The sequence below is a fragment of the Lentzea alba genome (assembly GCF_047445655.1).
Lineage (GTDB): Bacteria > Actinomycetota > Actinomycetes > Mycobacteriales > Pseudonocardiaceae > Lentzea > Lentzea alba_A.
In genome coordinates, this window is sequence record NZ_JAJAEG010000044.1 from 41255 (window position 1) to 59401 (window position 18147).

The following is an 18147-nucleotide window of genomic DNA, read 5'->3' on the forward strand; positions in this document are numbered from 1 at the left end:
TCGTCGTCGCAGCCGTCACTATATTTTCCTCCACTAACACGGGCTCGCAGCGCAGACAAGCACATTGACTTCCTTTTTTGAAGAGTGGTTGCCCGCTGATGCACATTAATTTGCCCGCGTGCTCCACTTCGGTCTCTGTGCTTGGCAATCTGGGGGCTGCAGGACTTAATGTGGAGCACGAAAGTCCCCCGCTGAGAATTGTGGAAGACTTCCGGCCGAGTGCTGCAATCCTCGCCGGTTGACGCCGTAGGTGTCCCGCCACCTACTGGAGACCTCGCGCTGACGACACCCCCGGCGTGCGCGAGGTGGTGCCCGCCGTTTGCTCCTCTCTCAGAGCGGCGGGCACCTTCCGTCTCGTCAGCGCGTGCTGTGCCAGAGCCGCCACGCGCGCGGCGCCGAGTCACGGCCCGTTCTGCCCGCTCCGCCGAACCTCATCCTGATGCGTGCGCCGCCAAGTCTGCCGCGTTCCACGTGCAGTGACCCGCCGGTGGACTCCGCTGCAGCACGTGCGATCGCGAGCCCCAGACCGGTCGAACCGCCTCCGCTCCTCCCTCGCAGCACTGCCTCGGCTGGCGCGGACACCCCGCAGCCGCCGTCTTCCACTGCCAGCGTGACCCAGTCGGCGTGCGCGACGACCTCGACAGCGATCGGCGAACCTTCGGGGGTGTGCTGGAAGATGTTGTCCAGCACTGTGTCCACGGCTGCGGCGAGGACGTCCGCGGGCACCTCGACCGGCATCGGTTGATCGGGAACGTCCACCTCGCACCATCTGTTCTGGTCGGTGGCGCGCACAGTCCAGAACTCCATGCGCGCCCGCACGACCGCGGCCAGGTCGCACTCGGCGGGGCGCGCCGGCGTGACCGGTTGCAACGACTCGATGATCAAGTCCACGTCACGGTCCATCGCGCACACCGCGCTGCGGATCCGGTTCGCGACCACGCTGTCGTCGAGTACGTCGATGTCGAGCCTCAGTGCGGTCAACGGTGTGCGCAGCCGGTGCGACACGTCCGCGATCATCTCGCGTTCGTTGGCCAGTAACCGATCTGTGCGATCGGCGACCTCGTTCACGGCCGCGGCGAGGTCGGCGAGCTCGCGCGGTCCGGTCGCACGCACTCGCGTCCCGCCAGCGCGCGCGGCGTCGGCGAGAGTCCGCATGTCCTGGAGCAGAGGGCTGAATCGCCAGGCCCCCACCGGGACAGCGATGGCACCACCGACCACACCGATCAGCACGAGCAGCCCTATTTCGAGCGTCGTCGCGGCGTCCACCACAGACGCTGGCTCCGCCAGCTCGACAACGGCGCGACCTGGCAGCACTCGCCACGACGACGGAGCCGGTGCGCCGGCTGCCACTGCGGCCACCTCGGCGCGGGACGCTCGACCGGAACCGATGATGCCGCCGGCCGCGAGATGAACGGCGATCCTGCCGTCTGCTCCGGCGGACGTGCGGGCCACAGCGGACCGGAGGTGGTCCGGTTCGCCGGTCACCGCTACGACCGCTGCCACCGTTGCGACGTCTTGGCGGTCGGCGGCGGCGGCTTGGCGGGCGTTGTCCCACAACAGGAGTACGGTTCCGGCGCAGACGAGAACCAGCGCGACGATTCCGGCCACCAAGACCAACGATCTGGTCATCTCGCGTTTCATGGCAGCACCGCGAAGTCATGAGACATGACCGGAGAGTAAATCGCTGTTGCCGTGTCGTCATCCCTGTGTTGCAGACCGACCCAAACGTGTTCCGCCTTTAAGGATCGGTTAAGGGAACTCGCACTACTTTCCTCGCACCGGCCGCTCTGGACCGCAGATGGCTCGGCTGGCAAGAGAGCGAGGAGAAGGTGTGGCTGAAGTAGTCCTCACCGGGCTCGGCAAGGCTTATGCAGACGGCACTCGCGCGGTGGAAGATCTGAATCTCGACATCCGCGACGGTGAGTTCCTGGTGCTGGTCGGCCCGTCCGGCTGCGGGAAGACCACCGCTCTGCGGATGATCGCGGGGCTGGAGAACATCAGCGAGGGCAGCGTCCGGATCGGCGAGCGCGTCGTCAACGACGTGCCGTCCCGAGATCGGGACGTGGCGATGGTTTTCCAGTCTTACGCCCTGTATCCGCATCTGAACGTCTACGACAACATCGCGTTCGGCCTGACGTTGCGCAAGCTGCCGAAGCAGAAGATCGACGAGCGGGTGCGCGAGGTCGCCGAGGCGCTGGAGCTCGCCGAGCACCTCGACCGCAAGCCGCGCAACTTGTCCGGCGGTCAGCGGCAGCGGGTGGCGATGGGCCGCGCGATCGTGCGCTCACCGCAAGTGTTCCTGATGGATGAGCCACTGTCCAATTTGGATGCCAAGTTGCGGGTGCAGATGCGCGCACAGATCGCGCGGGTACAGCGTGATCTCGGTGTGACGACGGTCTACGTGACCCATGACCAGACCGAAGCGATGACACTCGGTGATCGGGTGGCCGTGATGAAACGTGGTGTGCTGCAACAGGTCGGCCCACCTCAGGAGCTCTACGACCGTCCGGCGAACCTGTTCGTCGCCGGCTTCATCGGCTCACCTGGCATGAACCTGGTGACCGCGCGGTTGTACCACATCAACGACCGGTACTGGGTTTCGTTGAACTCGGACACCCTGCTGCTGCCGGACTCCGTGCTGCACGCGCGCCCCGCTCTTGCGAAGTACGTGGGCAAGGAGGTCGTCGTCGGGATCCGGCCGGAGGACATGGAGGACGCCTCGCTCGTCGACGCGCAGGAGGGCCAGATCCTGCACTCGGTCGCGGACCTCGTCGAGGCCATGGGATCGGATGTGCTCGTGCACCTCCCGATCGACGCGTCACCGGCGAACACCGAGGACACCCGCCTGTTGGCCGAGGACGCGGGCACTGCCGACCTTCCCACTCCAGAGCAGGGAACTGTCCTGGTCGGACGGTTCTCGCCCCGCACGAACGTTTATGAGGGCCAGCAGATCGCCACTTGGGTGGACACCTCCCGCCTGCACTTCTTCGACCCGGCCACCGGACGCTCCATCTGGACAACTTCAGGAGACCAGCGATGAGACTCTTCGGAATCACAGCAGTCGTCACAGCACTGATGGTGGCCGGGTGCTCCGGCGGTACGGGCGGTCAGAACGGGCTGCGCGGGCAGACTGTCGAGGTCGTCGGCACCTGGTCCGGCGACGAGCAGGCGCGCTTCGAGCAGGTGCTCCAGACGTTCGAGGAGGAGACCGGGGTCGACGTGACCTACACGGCGGCCGGCGACGAGCTGCCCACCGTGCTGGAAACCCGGCTGCAGGGCGGTACCGCGCCGAACGTCGCGCTGGTGGCCCAGCCGGGCCTCGTCGCGCGGTACGCCGCAGACGGCAAGCTGAAGCCGGTCGCGGCGAGTGTCTCCGCCGCCGTCGATGAGAACTTTTCCGGTGTGTGGAAGCAGCTCGGCAGCGTCAAGGGCCAGCTCTACGGCGTGTATTTCAAGGCTGCCAACAAGTCCACCATCTGGTATAGCAACAACGCGCTCACGCTGGCCGGTGTTGCCGTGCCGAAGACCTGGGACGATTTCAACACGGCGGCGCGCACGCTCTCGGACGCGGGCACGCCGGCGGTGTCGATCGCGGGCGCCGACGGCTGGACGCTGACCGACTGGTTCGAGAACGTCTACCTGCGCACCGCGGGACCGGCGAACTACGACAAGCTCAGCAAGCACGAGATCCCGTGGACCGACCCGTCGGTGCGGACCGCGTTGCAGACGCTGGCCCAGCTCTTCGGCAACCAGCAGTTCATCGAGGGCGGGTCGGCCGGCGCGCTGCAGACCGAGTTCCCCAAGTCGGTGACGAACGTCTTCGGCAACCCACAGAAGGCCGCGATGGTGTTCGAGGGCGACTTCGTCTCCGGTGTCATCACCGCGAGCACCTCGGCGAAGGTGGGCGGTGACGCCAGGTTCTTTCCGTTCCCGTCGATCAACGGCAGCTCGCCCGCCGTCGTCGCGGGTGGTGACATGGCGGTGCAGTTCAAGGACGACGAGGCCACCACGAAGCTCATGGAGTACCTGGCTTCGTCCGACGCCGCCGCGGTGTGGGCGGGGCTCGGCGGTTTCCTGTCTCCCAACAAGAACGTGCCGGTGGACGCCTACCCCGACGACGTGACCCGTGAGCTCGCCCAGCAGATCGTGAAGGCAGGCGACAACGTGCGCTTCGACATGTCCGACCTCGCTCCGTCCGCGTTTGGCGGCACGAAGGGCGCGGGGGAGTGGAAGGCGTTGCAGGACTTCTTGGCCGACCCAGCCGGCATCGACGCGACCATGCAACGACTCGAGGCCGAGGCAGCGAAGGCGTTCACCGCATGACCGCAGCCACGAAACGCCCACCTGCGCGGACGCGCCGAGTGCGGCCGGATCCGACCCCTGGGCGGTCTCCGGCACAGGCCATCCCGTTCCTGCTGCCCGGACTGCTCGTGCTCGGCGCGCTCGTCGTGTATCCGTTGTTGTACTCGTTGGTGCGCAGCTTCTTCGACCGTTCCGGCGACGAGTTCGTCGGGCTCGGCAACTATGTGGACCTCTTCACCGACCCGAGGACGCTGATCGCGTTCAAGAACAACGTGATCTGGGTCGTGGTGGCGCCGGCGGCGGTTACCGGTCTCGGGCTGATCCTGGCGGTGCTCACGGAGCGGATCCGCTGGGCGACGGCGTTCCGGCTGGTGCTCTTCATGCCGATGGCCATCTCACTGTTCGCCTCCGGCATCATTTTCCGGTTGGTGTACGAGGAAGACCCAGACCAGGGCATCGTCAACGCCGTCACGGTCGGCGTGCACGACGTGTTCGCCTCGCCGTCGTCGTTCCCTGGCGCGCGACCACGTGACGGTAGGGCGCTCACGGCGACACCGGACGGTTACGCCACGACCTCGTCTCATCAGAACGGTGACGTCGTTACCGTCCCGATGGTCGGGTTCGCACCGCAGGAGATGCCCGACACCGCGGCTGGTGCGGCCGTCCCGGTCCCGAAACCGGGGGAGCTGCGCGGCGTGGTGTGGCTGGACGTTTCGGCGGGCGGCGTGGCGTCGAAGACGGACCCTGAGGAGCGCGGGCTACCCGGCATCACCGTCGAGGCGGTGGCCGACGGAACGGTCGTTGCTCGCACCAAGACCGGATCCGACGGTGTGTTCACCTTCCCGGACCTCGCTGACCGCGAATACGCGCTGCGGTTTCCTTCGGACAATTTCGAGTTGCCGTTTCGCGGACTGACCTGGCTTGGACCCTCGCTGATCACCCCGGTGATCATCTCGTCCTGGATCTGGATCATGACAGGGTTCGCGATCACCTTCATCGCCGCGGGACTCTCCGCGATCCCGCGCGACGCGCTCGAAGCGGCGCGAGTGGACGGTGCGACGGAGTGGCAGGTCTTCCGGCGGGTGACGGTGCCGTTGCTGATGCCGGTGTTGCTGGTCGTTTTCGTGACGCTGGTGATCAACGTGTTGAAGATCTTCGAGCTGGTGTTCGTCATCGCGCCCGGCTCGGTGCAGGAGGAGGCGAACGTGCTGGCGCTGCAGATGTGGCAGGTCTCCTTCGGTGCCGGTGGTGACCAGGGGGCGGGCAGCGCGCTGGCGGTGTTGCTGTTCGTCTTGGTGGCGCCCGCGATGTTGTTCAACATCCGCCGATTCCGACGGGAGCAGACGTGAGCACTGTTGTGGAGGACGAGCCTCGCGTCGTGGAGCTGAGCGTTTCCGGAGCGCCGCGCCGGGGCGTGCTGTCCCGTGCGATGGCGGGGCTGGGCAACGGCGCGGTTCAGGTCGTGCTCGCGCTGGTCGCGGTGTTCTGGCTGATGCCGGTGTTCGGATTGCTGGTTGCCTCTTTGCGCGACGAGCGGGCGAACAGCGAGTCGGGCTGGTGGACCGTTTTCACCAAGCCCGCCGAGTTGACTCTGGACAACTACGTCGACCTCATGGGCAACACGACGGTCCTGCAGTCGTTCCTCAACACCGTTTACATCGCGGTGCCGTCGACCGTCCTCGTGGTGGTGGTGGCGGCGCTGGCGGCGTATGGGCTGTCTTGGATCGAGTTCCCGGGACGGGTTTGGCTCACCGTGGTGGTGGTGGGTCTGCTGGTCATGCCGGTGCAGGTTGCGTTGATCCCGGTTGCGAAGCTGTTCGGGGCGCTGGACCTGTTCGGCACGATCGCCGGTGTGGTGGCGTTCCACGTCGCCTTCGGGCTGCCGTTCGCGATCTTCCTGCTGCGCAACTTCTTCACCGGAATCCCTCGTGACCTCGTTGAAGCGGCGAGGATGGACGGTGCGACCGAGTGGGTCATCTTCCGCAGGGTCGTCTTCCCGGTCGCCAAGCCCGCACTCGCGTCACTGGCGATCTTCCAGTTCTTGTGGGTGTGGAACGACATGCTGGTGGCGTTGGTGTTCGCCGACCAGGACTCGGCGCCGATCACGGTCGCTCTGCGAGGGCAACTGCGCCAGTTCGGCACCAACATCGACTTGCTGGCCAGCGGTGCGTTCTTGTCGATGGTGGTGCCTTTGGGTGTGTTCCTGGTGTTCCAGCGGTACTTCGTACAGGGAGTGCTAGCCGGGTCCACCAAATAGAGCGCGGTGCTCGGCCGTGATCACGCCGGCCGAGCACCGTTCTTCACCTCGGATCCTTCGGTGGGAGTTCATCGTCCAGCCAGTGCCGGGAGCCGACGGAGTTGGTCTCCTCGTCGGCCCGGTGGAAAATCGCCTCGCAGGCGACGTGCCAGTCGTGGTCTGGCTGGTCCACAGCCAGCAATGCGTCCAAGTCGGCGAGCACCGCGTGCTGATCACCCCGGCTGCCGTCCAGGTCCGCTGTCGACCAGGCGTCGGTCAGTTCGCTGCGGAGTCGTCGCAGCGCCTCACGTTGCACCTGTTCTGCCCGCTCGTGCTCTCCGGCGGCGAAGAGCATGCGGCCGAACAGAATCATTTCGTTGGTCAGCTGACCACGTCGGCTCGCCGCGTAGTTGGGCCCGGTGAACTCCTCGCTGCCACGCTGGAGCTCCAGCTCCTGCTCCATGTACTGCACGGCAGCTGTGTAGTCGCCCAGGTATGCATGGGCGTAGGCGAGCACGGTCAGAGCGGTGGACAGGTCGTCCCTGAGTCCCACTTCTTGGTTACGCTCCCTGGCGACGTGCCCGGCCTCGATGGCCTCTTCGTACCGGCCCTGCTGAAACAGGCATTTGGCGGCGACGCTGAGCAATCCGCGTTCCAGGTCCATCCGGTTCTCGGCCCGCAGGAGTTCTCGTGCCCGTTCGATTCGATCGAGCGCGGCGTCGATCTGTTTGACGGCCGCCAGCACGCCGACCGCCTGGCGGTGGACGTATGCCTCCGCCAGGCGGTCACCGACGGCTGCGAACTCCGCGGCTGCGGAGTCCATGTACCTCAGGCATGTGTCGATGTCGTTGTACCACCAGGCGACGCGGGCGAGTCCGCGATACGCGTAGCCGGCACCGCGCTGGTCGTTGACTCGCTGTGCCGCGTGCAGGGCGATCTCGTTGCAGGTGGCGAGGTCGTCGATGCGACCGGCCCAGTCGAGGTAACGGCGCATGTACCAGGTGAGATGCCAGGCGTGTTGCTCGAACCCCGTCTCGGCGGCGCGGCGGATGAGGGTCAGCACGGTGTCGTAGGCGGAGTTGAACATGGCCACCGAGGACAGCTCGTCGAAGTTCCGGCTTTCCAGCACCCCTTCAGCGATCTCGATCGAAGGCGGTTGGTCCTCGTTGTGCGGATCCATCCCCTCCGTGCCTGCCTTGGTGAGCAAGAGGTAGTGGTCGAAGAGTCGGTGATGCGCTGCTCGGACCTCGTCGGCGCTCTCGGTCTCCTCGAGCAGTTCCCTGGCGTAGTCGCGGAGAAGGTCGTGCCAGCTGTACCGGCCCCGGTGCGGCATGAGCAGGCAAGCCCTGGTCAGCTCCTGCATGAACTTGTTCGCCTGGCGCAGTGGCAGTGCGATGAGGCTGGCGGCCGCGTCGGGAGTGAACTCGGTTCCCGGGAGGAGGCTGAGGCGTCGGAAGAGGCGCGCGGCCTGAGGTGTGAGTGCGTGGTACGACCAGGACAGCAGCGAGCGCAGGTCCATGCTCGGTTCGGCGGCGCCCAGCGCATCCAGCCGGTTCTCGGCGTGGTGCGTGAGCTGATGCACGGCGTCGGAGAGTGGGAGCCTGGGGTTGCTGGCGATGCGAGCGCAGACCACAGCCAGTGCGAGGGGAAGCCGCGCGCAGGTGGCCGCGATCTCGCGGACGGCGCCGGGTTCGGCGGCCACCCGGTTCGCACCGAGTCGCGCGGCTATGAGCTCAGTGGACTCCTGGTCGTCCATCAGGTCCAGTGTGATCGTGTGTGCGCCTGTGGTGGCGACAAGGCCCGTCAGTTCGACGCGGCTGGTGATCAATGCGAGGCAGTGCTGTCCTCCGGGTAGGAGAGGCAGTACCTGGGTGCTGGTTCGCGCGTTATCGAGCAGAACGAGCACGCGCCGGTCGGCCATTGCGCTGCGGTAGAGAGCGGTGAGGGCGTCGACGCTGGTCGGCCGGTTCGTCTTGGACACGCCGAGTGCATCGAGCAGCTCGCTGAGCACCTCCTCCGGCTTCCTGGCGGCGCCGCTCGCTTCGAAGCCGCGGAGGTTGACGTAGAGTTGTCCGTCCGGATAGGACGGTGCGACGTGGTTCGCCCAGTGCACCGCGAACGTCGTCTTGCCGACACCTGCGGTGCCGTGCACCACCACCGCAGCGGGAACCGGTGCGGTGGAGAGCCTCGTGGTGAGCTCGTCGAGTTCGGTTCGTCGGCCGATGAAAATGGGCAGGGAGGCCGGCAGCTGGGCGGGACGGATCACGGCAGGAAGCGCGGCTGGTGGCGGTGTCGCTTCGGTTCGTGCCGCCGGCAGTAGTGCGGCGTCGGCGTTCAGGATGCGTTGGTGCAGGGTACGCAGCGAAGATCCAGGGTCGACGCCGAGTTCGTCGCGCAGTGTGATGCGCAGTCTCTCGAACACCGTGAGTGCCTCGGCGGACCGGCCGGCGCGGTACAGGGCGAGCATCAGCAGCTCGTGCGTTCGTTCCCGCAGTGGTTCGGCCTCCGCGAGTGCGATCAGCCGTTCCGCGGCCTCTGTGCTGTGGCCCAGTTCGAGCTCGAGCTCTGCGAGCGTTTCGATCGTCTGGATGCTGAGGCGCTTGAGGCGGTGCCGTTCGGACTCGGCCCATTCGCCGGGAAGCCCGGCGAGGGCGTCGCCATGCCACTCGCTGGTGGCGTCGCGCAGCTGTGCCACCGCGCCGAGAGTGTCCTCATTCGCTCTGGCCTCGGCGGCGGCCTGGCGCGCGGTAAGAAAACGGCCCAGGTCGAAGGCGTCGTCATCGATCTTGAGCTGATAGCCGTTCCCGGCCGATCGCAACGGGTTCCGTGTGTCCGAGCCGTCGTCGAACGCACGGCGCAGCCGGTGGACGTAGGTCCTGACGGTACCGCGCGCCGCCTGAGGTGCCCGATCGCCCCACAAGGCCGCGATGATCTCCGAGACCTGCACCACCCTGCCGCGGGCCAGTGCCAGCACGGCGAGAGTGAGCCGCTGCTGCGGTGATCCCGCGTCCAACTCCGTACCGTTGCGCCATATGCGCACTGACCCGAGTACTGCGAGAGCGAGACCTTCACCGGTCCGTGGAAGTACCTCTCTCGTCTCGGGCAGGTTGAACGCGACCATGTCCGCATGCTACGTCCCGATGCACCGTTCAGCCGAAGCCATCCGGGCAGTGTTCATTGCGCCGTCTACCCTGCGGCGGATGCACCTGGGTGACGAGCGGCTGTGCTATTACGATGTGAGTGCTTGGCCCTCCAAACCTGAGGAGGCCGTCGATGCGACGGTCAGGAGGCAGCCGCATCGAGGAACGTTCAGATGGCGCCGACTCGCATCGCGTACGAGACAGCGTGTGCGCGGTTCTGCAGCCGCAGGCGTACCAGCATGTCCTGCAGAATCTTCTTGATCGTTCGTTCCGAGTAGCTCAGCTTCGCGGCGACCTCGGAGGTCTCGTCGCCCTGGGCGATGTGACGGAGCACTTCGACCTCGCGGGTGGTCAGTCCGCCGGGGGCGAGGTTCTGGGAGGCGAGCAGGTCGTGCTGGACAAATCGGATTTCGTCCAGCAACCATCGCGTGAGCTGTCCGGGCAGCACAGCTTGGCCGCGGTGGCAGGCGAAGATCGCGCGGGCGAGCCGCTGGGGGGTGGCGTCGCGGCGTGCGAGCACACACGCGACGCCCGCACTGAACACGCGTGGCAGGTGCCGGCGTTGCAGTCGACCGCTCACCAGCACGATCCGCTGTCGCGGGTTGCTTGCCTCCTCAGCGACCGCGGTGAGCGCGTCGAGGAAGGTGTCGTCAACGGTGTCCGTGATGGCGAGGACGACGTCGGACTGGCACCTGTCCGCCTTGTCCAGGAACCTCAAGGCGGGCGATGTCCGGAGCGTGAGCCGCAACGACGTGACCGACTCCGGGTCTCCCGACAACAGTCCGACCGCGATGTGGTCGCCGGCCTCATTGGGAAAGCCGCCGCCTGCCACTCCGCGCAGTGTAGTGCTGACAACTCCGGGACAGTCCATGATGCTGCACCTCCGATTCGCTGTGGCCCAGTACAGCAGCGGGCTGTCAACGTCCTGTCGACGCGATGTCGACGGCCGGGGGACAGGTGTGACCTGTAGTCCATGTCACACCCTGTGAACTGCGCATTCTCCCGGTTTGCTGGTGTCCAGGCGCTGGAGGTGCACCCGCTTGACGTCCCTTCTGGCTGGCCTGCCGCAGTCGTCGGCTCGGCTGTCGCTGCCTCGTAGACGGTGTGTCGACGGCGCGTTGACAGTTCTGTGTTGTTCTCGGACGTCGAATGTGCCGTGCCAGGTGGAAGAGGTGCCGTGATGGATTCGCACGCGGTTGCAGGAGCTGTGTCGTCCAAGCCCGTTCGGGTGGCGGTGACGGTGCTGGCGGGTGATGCGCGGCTGGCGGACGACCTGGAGGTCGCCCTGGCCACGTGCCGGGAGGCGGGGGCGTTGGAGGTGGCCGAGCGCGGCGCTGCGGATGTGGTCGTGGCACTGGCGGAGTTGGTGACCGATGCCGTGGTCGACGAGCTCGCGGGGTGGGAGCAGGAAACAGAGAACCTGGGGCAGCGGGTCGTGCTGCTGGCTGGTCCCATGCGGGAGCGATACCTGTCGCGGCTCTTTGCAGCCGGGGTGGTGAGCGTTCTTCCGTATCGGGACGCGACGTCCGCTCAGGTGGTACGCGCGGTGGTGGCCAGCTATGCCGGACGGGCGGTCATACCTGAGCTGCTGGTGCGCTGGCTCGTCGACGAGGTGCGGTCGGCTCAGAGTGATCTGCTGGTGTCGCAGGGGCCGCTCACGGGTGGGCTGACCGTGCGTGAGGTGGAGGTGCTCCGGCGGTTGGCCGACGGGTGCGACACGAGTCGCATCGCGGGCGAGCTGAATTATTCCGAGCGCACCATCAAGAAAATCATTCAGGACGTGATGAGCCGTTTGAAGCTGCGTAACCGCGCGCACGCGGTGTCATATGCAATGCGCGTTGGTGCTATCTGACCGGTTCCCGGTGTCCGGTGTTGGGTTCATAAGCCGACTAGGAGAAGTCGATGCGCAGTACTGCGGCCCAATCGTTCGAACTTGAGTCCGACGCGCTGAAGGACGTATTCACGTCTCAGGTGCTTCAGGGTGTCTACGAAATGAGTGAGAACGGTGTTCTCCTGGGGATCGTCGAAGAGCCGGAAGATGACGGGGCTGCTGTCCCTCGAACGCCGCGGTGAGGAGTCGGTCCGGCCTGATCGAAGCCCGAGATCGGCACGGAAGGGCTGATCGGGAGGTATCGCGGCTACCCGGCTGGCGGATCGGACTGGACCGAGTGCGGCGTTGAAATATCCTCGTCGCTGTGACGACAACTCCGGCCGAGCGGTGCGCCTGCTGCGGCGCAGCGATCAACAATCCCGGTCGCATCGATCTGACGGTGCCGCTGCCTGATGGCGCGATTGCGGCGGACGAGACCGACCCCAATGCAGCGTTCCTGCGCTTGGAGTCTGGGCAGACGTTCGTGCGGTGCCTTCTGCCCGTGGCGCTTACGGGAAGCACGACGCTCATGTACATGGCGTGGATGGAGATCGGCCAGGAGGACTTCCGGCGCGCGTCAACCGCCTGGCACGACTCCTCCTGGGCCAGCCTGGTCCTGTACGGCACGCTAGGTAACGACCTCAAGCCATGGACGGCCTCGCTGCGTGGTGCGGAGGTGATGGCTTCGGTCCGTGCGATGGACGAGCCGCCGACAATCATGAACTCGGACCATCCCATGCTCCAGCGAATGCTGACTGAGACCTGGGACCGCGACATCGTGCTGAGTTGGTTTCCCGACCCGCTGCCCATCGCCATCCGTGTCAAGGTCAGCAAGCACTGGAGCCTCGAGCGAGGTGAGGGCATGGTGGCCGGACTCAACGGAGGCAGTTGGCGGTTCGCCAAGACCGATCGCTCGGTGTTCGTCGACGTGCTGACCGACACCGAGCGGCGCCCGCCGGCCGAGGTCCTGCGCGACTTGCTGAAAGATGCCCCTGAGGTGCCTCAGGGGCAGACGCTCATCACATCAACGGACGAGGACATCACCCATGCCTTCTGGCTGGAGACCGAGGTCGATGGTCTTCCGCAGTACGACTTCTATGCCCACGTGGTCCGGCAGGGCACCGCGTTGAGTCTCGGCGCATTTTACCGCGACCCGGACGATCAGAAGTGGGCGCTGCACGTGCTGCGTTCGGTCCGCCACCACGGGTGAAGACGGATTCGCAGCGGACTGCGAAATGAGACGCTCGCCGGGTGAATCTGAAATCCGGTTTGTGGTACGTGAACCGCAGGTTGTTCATGCGTGGAACGTAGATATAGGCCGTGCCGGCCGGGTCGATGTCTGAAAGGGCAAACAGCTGGGGCATGTTCGGGCACGCCGGTTGCGTGAGCTGCGTCGCCGCGGCTAGCGTCCAGATTTAGGGGCGGCAAGCTCCCGGTGTTGAAGTGTATCCGTGGTGGCCTCACCTATTTAGGTGGCTTCGCCGGACTGATCGTCCAGTTAAACGCCAAAACGACGTTTCGGTGGCTGTAGCCCTCATTTTTTGGGCATGGACCGGCGACTTCGTGGGATTCAAATGAGGAGTTGAGTAGCGATGACTAGTGCCGAGACCTCGGTAACTAGAGAGGGTATGGAAGCCGCGGCGGCGCGGATGGAACAGACCCTGCGAATTGTCAGGTCCGAGCGCGACCAGGTCGAGGCCTCGATCGCAAGTTTGTTCGGCACCTTCAGCGGTAGCGCCGCCACGACGTACCGCCGCGCCATGTCGGGCTGGTTCGCAAACGTCCAGGAAATCGAAGCTGCGCTGGGCGAGATGGTCAGGATCATGCGCGACGGTGCCCAGGTCGTGGGCAAGAGTGACGCCGACACGGAGAGCGACGCCGCACAAGGCCTCGCCCAGATGGCCGTCCACTCCGGAGAAGCCCAGCTGCCCGGGCTCTGATCGCGGACCGTTCCGCACAGCCCGAGCACTCCAGAAGGGAAACGAACCATGAGTCAGCCCACTTACACCTACAGCACGGGCATCAACAACTCCGTCGCAGCGGAGATGATGGACGCCAACACGAGGATCAAGTCCGAGCTGGACACGATGCACGCGGACCTCCAGGCGTCGTTGAGCGCCTGGCAGTCGCCCAGCTCGAAGCCTCAGTACGAGGCGCGGAAGAGGCGCTGGGACGCTGCCGCGAACGCGATGCCGCAGTCGCTGCAGGTCGCGTCGCAGACGCTCCAGAACATCACGACTCGCATGAACAACACCGAGACGGCCATCACCGACAGCTGGAGCTGAGCGTTCGGTGCGAGTGATCGGCTGAGAACTCGCTTGGGTGTTGCGTGCACTTAGTGGCCGGGTGGCCGAGTCCACCCGGCCACGGTCCGCGTCGCCACGGTTCCAGGTGGTCAACCCGAACAGCAAGTTCACGAGCGTCACTTCGAAGCAAGTCGCCCAGGACAAGGACAGACCCGTCGCGTCTGCCCGTTTTCGTTCCTGGCCCGAGAGATGAAGGAGGTGTGGCAAATGCCGGCCGATGATGTCAATCCCGGAACCGTGATCGCCACCCTACCGCCCGGTGTTAAGCACGCCGATGGACACGACGGGTATGACTTCGTCAGCGCCACGAAGCAGGAGAACGGCAGCTGGCTGCTCAAGTACGACAACGGTGACCAGGTCTATTCGGGCGGTCCCGCCGTGCCGAAGCCGGACGCCAGCTGGACGCCTGACACCAGTGGTGCTCAGAACGGCGACCCGTGGGACATCTACAAGGGTTCACAGCCGCCGTTTCCGCCTGCGCCCAACGTGCCCGGCGGGGCCGACAGCCCAGGTAGGGGTGTCACCGTCGTCAGTGTTGAGGCCATCAGGTACTACGCCAGCAGCATCAGGGCGTTGCTGCCCGTGATCGCTGGGGCGATCAAGGAGCTGGACGACCTCGCGGCCAGGGGATTCGGTCCGGGCAACTTCGGTGCCGCGAACAACTTCAAGGCCAAGGTGTTCGGCGGTGCGAGCGGGCAGAGCGGCGCCACGTTGCTCGTGTCGACGCGCCAGGTGCTCGTGGAGGCGGAGACGATCATCAATGAAGTCGCCGCGCGGTGCGACGAGATCGTGCAGAAGTACAGGAACGCGGACGAGCTCAGCGATATGGACGCCGCCGAGTTCACGCGGATGGTGGCCACGGTGAAGTCCAGGGTCGACAACCTGCCTCTGGGTGCTGCCAGCTGATCAGTTCGACGAGTCCGACCCAGCCGGGCCCAGCCAGCAGTGTTAGGGCCCGGCACGCCACCTTCGGCGGTGAGTGGTTCCGGTGTCTGCCAGGTGCTGTCGCCAGCCTGGCCGGCCTGTCTTCAGTAAAGGTGTGGGTGTGCGATGCCTCCCGGCGTATATGACAAAGACGGGTTCAGGCTCGGTCCGAACGGCGGGGTCTTCGCGGATCCCACCGCGAACCTGACCGACAACAGGGACTACGAGAGCTGGGACTGGAAGCAGATCCGGGCCGCCGTCGTCGGCTACTCGGCGGCGCCCGCTGCGGCCATTCCGACGAGCACACCCTTCGCGGACCCCGACTCGCTCCGCAACGCCTCCGTGGTCTTCAACCGTGCGCGCGCGGCTCTACAGTACGTGAGCGACAATGTCAGGCTGCAGACCGAAGCGCTCGCGGGGGAGAACGGCGCGTGGCAGAGTCCCGCCTCCGCGGCTTTCCGCTCGATGAACCTCCTCTTCGCGGCGAAGCTCGAGGCCAAGGCACAGCAGATCAACGGCGGCGAGTTCGTCGGTACGAACAACGTGCCCGCTCAGCTCTGGAACAGCGGCAACTACCTGCAGTGGGCGCAGGAAACGATCCAGTGGATCGACAGCTACTACGCCACCTACGTCCGCTCGGTTGGCGTCACGATGGGCGACGGCCTCGCGCGGATCTCCGACTACCCCGAACTCGTCGCGCAAATGGGCGAGGACATGAGGAAGGTCGTCCGGGTCCTCGCCCAGCAGTACGTCATGAACACCAACAGCGTGACACCGCCGAACCCCGCTGACTTCAACGTCACTCCAGGGCCGCCCGGCTCTGACGGCAACGTTCCGCCTCCCGGTGGCGCTGGCGGCGACGCTGGTGCTGGTGGCGGCGGAGCCGGCGGTGGTGCTGGTGGTGGCAACGCGGGCGGAAACCCTCCGCCTCCGCCTCCACCTCCGCCTTCGCTGGACGTGCCTCCGCCTCCTGGTGCAGGTGGTGGTGCTGGCGGTGGTACTGGCGGCCGTGGCAACGCGGGCGGAAACCCTCCGCCTCCGCCTTCGCTGGATCTGCCTCCGCCTCCTGGTGCAGGTGGTGGTGCTGGCGGTGGTACTGGTGGCCGTGGCAACGCGGGCGTGAACCCGCCGCCTCCGCTGAACGTGCCTCCGCCTCCCGGCGCTGGCGCTGGTGGTGGCAACGCGGGTGTGAACCCTCCGCCTCCGCTGAACGTGCCTCCGCCGAGGAACACCACCGGTGGCAACACCAATGTGCCGGCACCACCTCCGCTGAACGTTCCGCGCCCCCCCGGCGCCATCGGCGGTACAGGCGGTGGAACCGGTACCGGAACCGGTGGTACAGGAACCGGCACCGGTGCCGGCGCCGTCAAGCCGCCGTCGTTGTCGGTGAACTCCCCGTCGAACAGCACCGTCGGGTCGGGCACCAGTACCAACCTGCCGAAGCCGCCCCCGCTCAACATCGAGGGGCCGCCCGGAACCAGCACGGGCACTGATCGCGGCGGCGCGACCGCGCCCCCGGGAGCACCGATGATGCCGCCTCCTGCGGGTATGGGTGGGCAGCCCGGTGGTGCTGGTGCGGAGCGGCCGGACTCGTCCGGTCTGCTCGGCGGCGTCAAGAAGCCGTGGGAAGCCGGCTCGCCGTCGTCCACCGGTGACCCCAGCGGGATCAAGCCACCTGCGGCGCAACCCGAGGACTGGGCCGCTGGACTGTCGAGTGATTCGAGCGGTGGCTCCGATGCGCAGCAGCCGTCTGGAGCACCGATGATGCCGCCTCCTGCGGGTATGGGTGGCCAGCCCGGTGGTTCTGGTGCGGAGCGGCCGGACTCGTCCGGTCTGCTCGGCGGCGAGACGAAGCCGTGGGAAGGTGTGAAGCCGCCTGCGGTCGACCTCAGCCAGGCACCTCCACCGCCTTCTCTCAAGCCCGAGGAGTGGGCGACGACCTCCGGTGGCGACTCCGCCGAGGCGACTCCGCCAGGTGTCCAGGTGCCCGCCGGTGGTATGCCGCCGCCGATGGTGCCTCCCGGAGCGGGCGGCCAGTCCGGTGCGGAGCGGCCGGACTCGTCCGGTCTGCTCGGTGGGGTCGCGGAGCCGTGGACCGGGTCCGCTGACGTCGGCAAGATCGGCAGCACCGCGGACGTCATGCCTCCATCACCGGTGCAGGAGTCGTGGTCGGCCACGTCCGTCGGCTCGGCGCCAGCACCTGCCGCCACGCAGTCCGGCGCGCAGGTGGAACCGCCATCGGTGGTTCCACCGGGTGCGCCCGCAACCGGTTCGGAGCGGCCGGACTCATCGGCGCTGCTCGGTGGCGACACCAGTTCGTGGGACTCCTCCCAGCCTCCGTTGGGTCCGGAGCCGATGAGCGCCACAGCGGTGGCGCCTTCCGCACCTTGGGCGGTGACGCCGGGCGAGGAGCTCGTCGTATTGCCGGAGACGCTCGCCGAGGTCGTTGCGGCGCCTGAGGTCGTGACGCCGGAAGTGACCACCCCGAAGTCCGCGGAACCAGTCGAGAGGGTCGACCTGTCTCCGGCAGCGTCACCGGCCGGGTGGGCGGTGGGTTCCGACGTCGGGCCCGCTGCGCAGGTGGTGCCGCCAACCGCGGCTGCCGCTGCAGTGCTGGGCGCTAGTGCAGTCACGGCGGCCGCGCTCGGCTCGATCGCACCCTCGGTTCCGGGCGTGCCTCCGACTGGCACCGCGCCTCCGGCCGCCGCGCCGGCGAGCACGAATCCGTCCGGCGCCGGCTCCGCAACGACAGGGCTCGGCCCGGTCGAACCTAACCGCTCGGAATTCCCCAACGTCGACGGTGAAGGCGACGTCGAGGACGACCATGACGATGACCGCGCTGGTGGCGGACTCTTGCACCAGGGCGGCAGCGGAGGCCCGGTGCCTGGTGTCGATTCCGTGGTCGTCGTCCGGCCGGACGACGCGACGCAGGACACCAGCGCGTGGGACTCAGGGCGTCCGGACTTCTTGTTGCCGGGCATGTTGATGCCCGTCGTCGCCGCGAAGTCCGATCAGTCGGGCTGGGACCGCGAGCAGCAGACACCCGACATCACGCTCAGGTCCTCCAAACCGTGGGAGCCGGAACCTGCGATCGCGCACGCCACCTATCGGCGCCGGAAGGCAGGCGAAGGCACTTCCGTCGTCGACAGCTTCGTTGCCCCGCCATCGTGCGGTGATGAGTTCTCGATCCCCGAAGGCCAGCGAGAGGCCTACCTGGCCGCCGAAGCCGAGCGGGTGGAGAAGCAGGGCGAAATGGAAGACGAGGAAGCCGAGCCAGAAGAGCGCTCCGCGGCCGACTTGCTCAACGAGAGCGGTTCGGCATGGGGCGCTTCGAAGGTCTCCAGTCCGACGGGAGTCCTCGAATGACGA

The 18147-nt window shown here is 66.7% G+C and carries 13 protein-coding genes; 10 read left to right on the forward strand and 3 right to left on the reverse strand.

Going from position 1 to position 18147, the window contains the following annotated elements:
• Positions 1 to 357 precede the first annotated feature (357 nt).
• Positions 358 to 1629, reverse strand: coding sequence for an ATP-binding protein (locus LFM09_RS44745; protein WP_414102724.1), 1272 nt, complete (start codon positions 1627 to 1629; stop codon positions 358 to 360).
• 202 nt (positions 1630 to 1831) lie between these two features.
• Between LFM09_RS44745 and LFM09_RS44750 the strand changes: the two genes are divergently transcribed.
• From LFM09_RS44750 to LFM09_RS44765, 4 genes are read left to right on the forward strand one after another with little or no spacing between them, the layout of a single operon-like run.
• On the forward strand, positions 1832 to 3040 hold the full coding sequence (locus tag LFM09_RS44750; RefSeq protein WP_414102725.1) for an ABC transporter ATP-binding protein: 1209 nt from the start codon (positions 1832 to 1834) through the stop codon (positions 3038 to 3040).
• The gene (locus LFM09_RS44755; protein ID WP_414102726.1) at positions 3037 to 4323 is read left to right on the forward strand and encodes an ABC transporter substrate-binding protein; all 1287 of its coding nucleotides are present in this window, start codon (positions 3037 to 3039) and stop codon (positions 4321 to 4323) included. Before LFM09_RS44750 ends, LFM09_RS44755 begins: the two co-directional genes overlap by 4 nt.
• Positions 4320 to 5651, forward strand: a complete 1332-nt coding sequence (locus LFM09_RS44760; RefSeq protein WP_414102727.1) for an ABC transporter permease subunit — start codon at positions 4320 to 4322, stop codon at positions 5649 to 5651. The genes LFM09_RS44755 and LFM09_RS44760 overlap by 4 nt, the downstream gene beginning before the upstream one ends.
• The gene (locus tag LFM09_RS44765) at positions 5648 to 6559 is read left to right on the forward strand and encodes a carbohydrate ABC transporter permease (protein ID WP_414102728.1); all 912 of its coding nucleotides are present in this window, start codon (positions 5648 to 5650) and stop codon (positions 6557 to 6559) included. Before LFM09_RS44760 ends, LFM09_RS44765 begins: the two co-directional genes overlap by 4 nt.
• A 43-nt stretch (positions 6560 to 6602) precedes the next feature.
• Here the strand turns inward: LFM09_RS44765 and LFM09_RS44770 are convergent, their stop codons facing one another.
• The gene (locus LFM09_RS44770) at positions 6603 to 9551 is read right to left on the reverse strand and encodes a BTAD domain-containing putative transcriptional regulator (RefSeq protein ID WP_414102729.1); all 2949 of its coding nucleotides are present in this window, start codon (positions 9549 to 9551) and stop codon (positions 6603 to 6605) included.
• 296 nt (positions 9552 to 9847) lie between these two features.
• Positions 9848 to 10549, reverse strand: coding sequence for a response regulator transcription factor (locus tag LFM09_RS44775; RefSeq protein WP_414102730.1), 702 nt, complete (start codon positions 10547 to 10549; stop codon positions 9848 to 9850).
• Positions 10550 to 10858: 309 nt separating this feature from the next.
• Here LFM09_RS44775 and LFM09_RS44780 point away from each other — a divergent pair, with 309 nt between their 5' ends.
• The 6 genes from LFM09_RS44780 to LFM09_RS44805 all read left to right on the forward strand — a co-directional run bounded on the left by LFM09_RS44780 (position 10859) and on the right by LFM09_RS44805 (position 18144).
• Positions 10859 to 11530, forward strand: coding sequence for a helix-turn-helix transcriptional regulator (locus tag LFM09_RS44780; protein ID WP_414102731.1), 672 nt, complete (start codon positions 10859 to 10861; stop codon positions 11528 to 11530).
• Between the two features lie 343 nt (positions 11531 to 11873).
• Positions 11874 to 12758, forward strand: coding sequence for a DUF2199 domain-containing protein (locus LFM09_RS44785; protein ID WP_414102732.1), 885 nt, complete (start codon positions 11874 to 11876; stop codon positions 12756 to 12758).
• Positions 12759 to 13140: 382 nt separating this feature from the next.
• Complete coding sequence (locus LFM09_RS44790; RefSeq protein WP_414102733.1) at positions 13141 to 13488, forward strand: WXG100 family type VII secretion target; 348 nt, start codon at positions 13141 to 13143, stop codon at positions 13486 to 13488.
• 48 nt (positions 13489 to 13536) lie between these two features.
• On the forward strand, positions 13537 to 13833 hold the full coding sequence (locus LFM09_RS44795; protein ID WP_414102734.1) for a WXG100 family type VII secretion target: 297 nt from the start codon (positions 13537 to 13539) through the stop codon (positions 13831 to 13833).
• 228 nt (positions 13834 to 14061) lie between these two features.
• Entirely contained in the window at positions 14062 to 14760 is a 699-nt protein-coding gene (locus LFM09_RS44800) for a hypothetical protein (protein WP_414102735.1), read from the forward strand.
• 144 nt (positions 14761 to 14904) lie between these two features.
• The gene (locus LFM09_RS44805) at positions 14905 to 18144 is read left to right on the forward strand and encodes a hypothetical protein (RefSeq protein ID WP_414102736.1); all 3240 of its coding nucleotides are present in this window, start codon (positions 14905 to 14907) and stop codon (positions 18142 to 18144) included.
• Positions 18145 to 18147 lie beyond the last annotated feature (3 nt).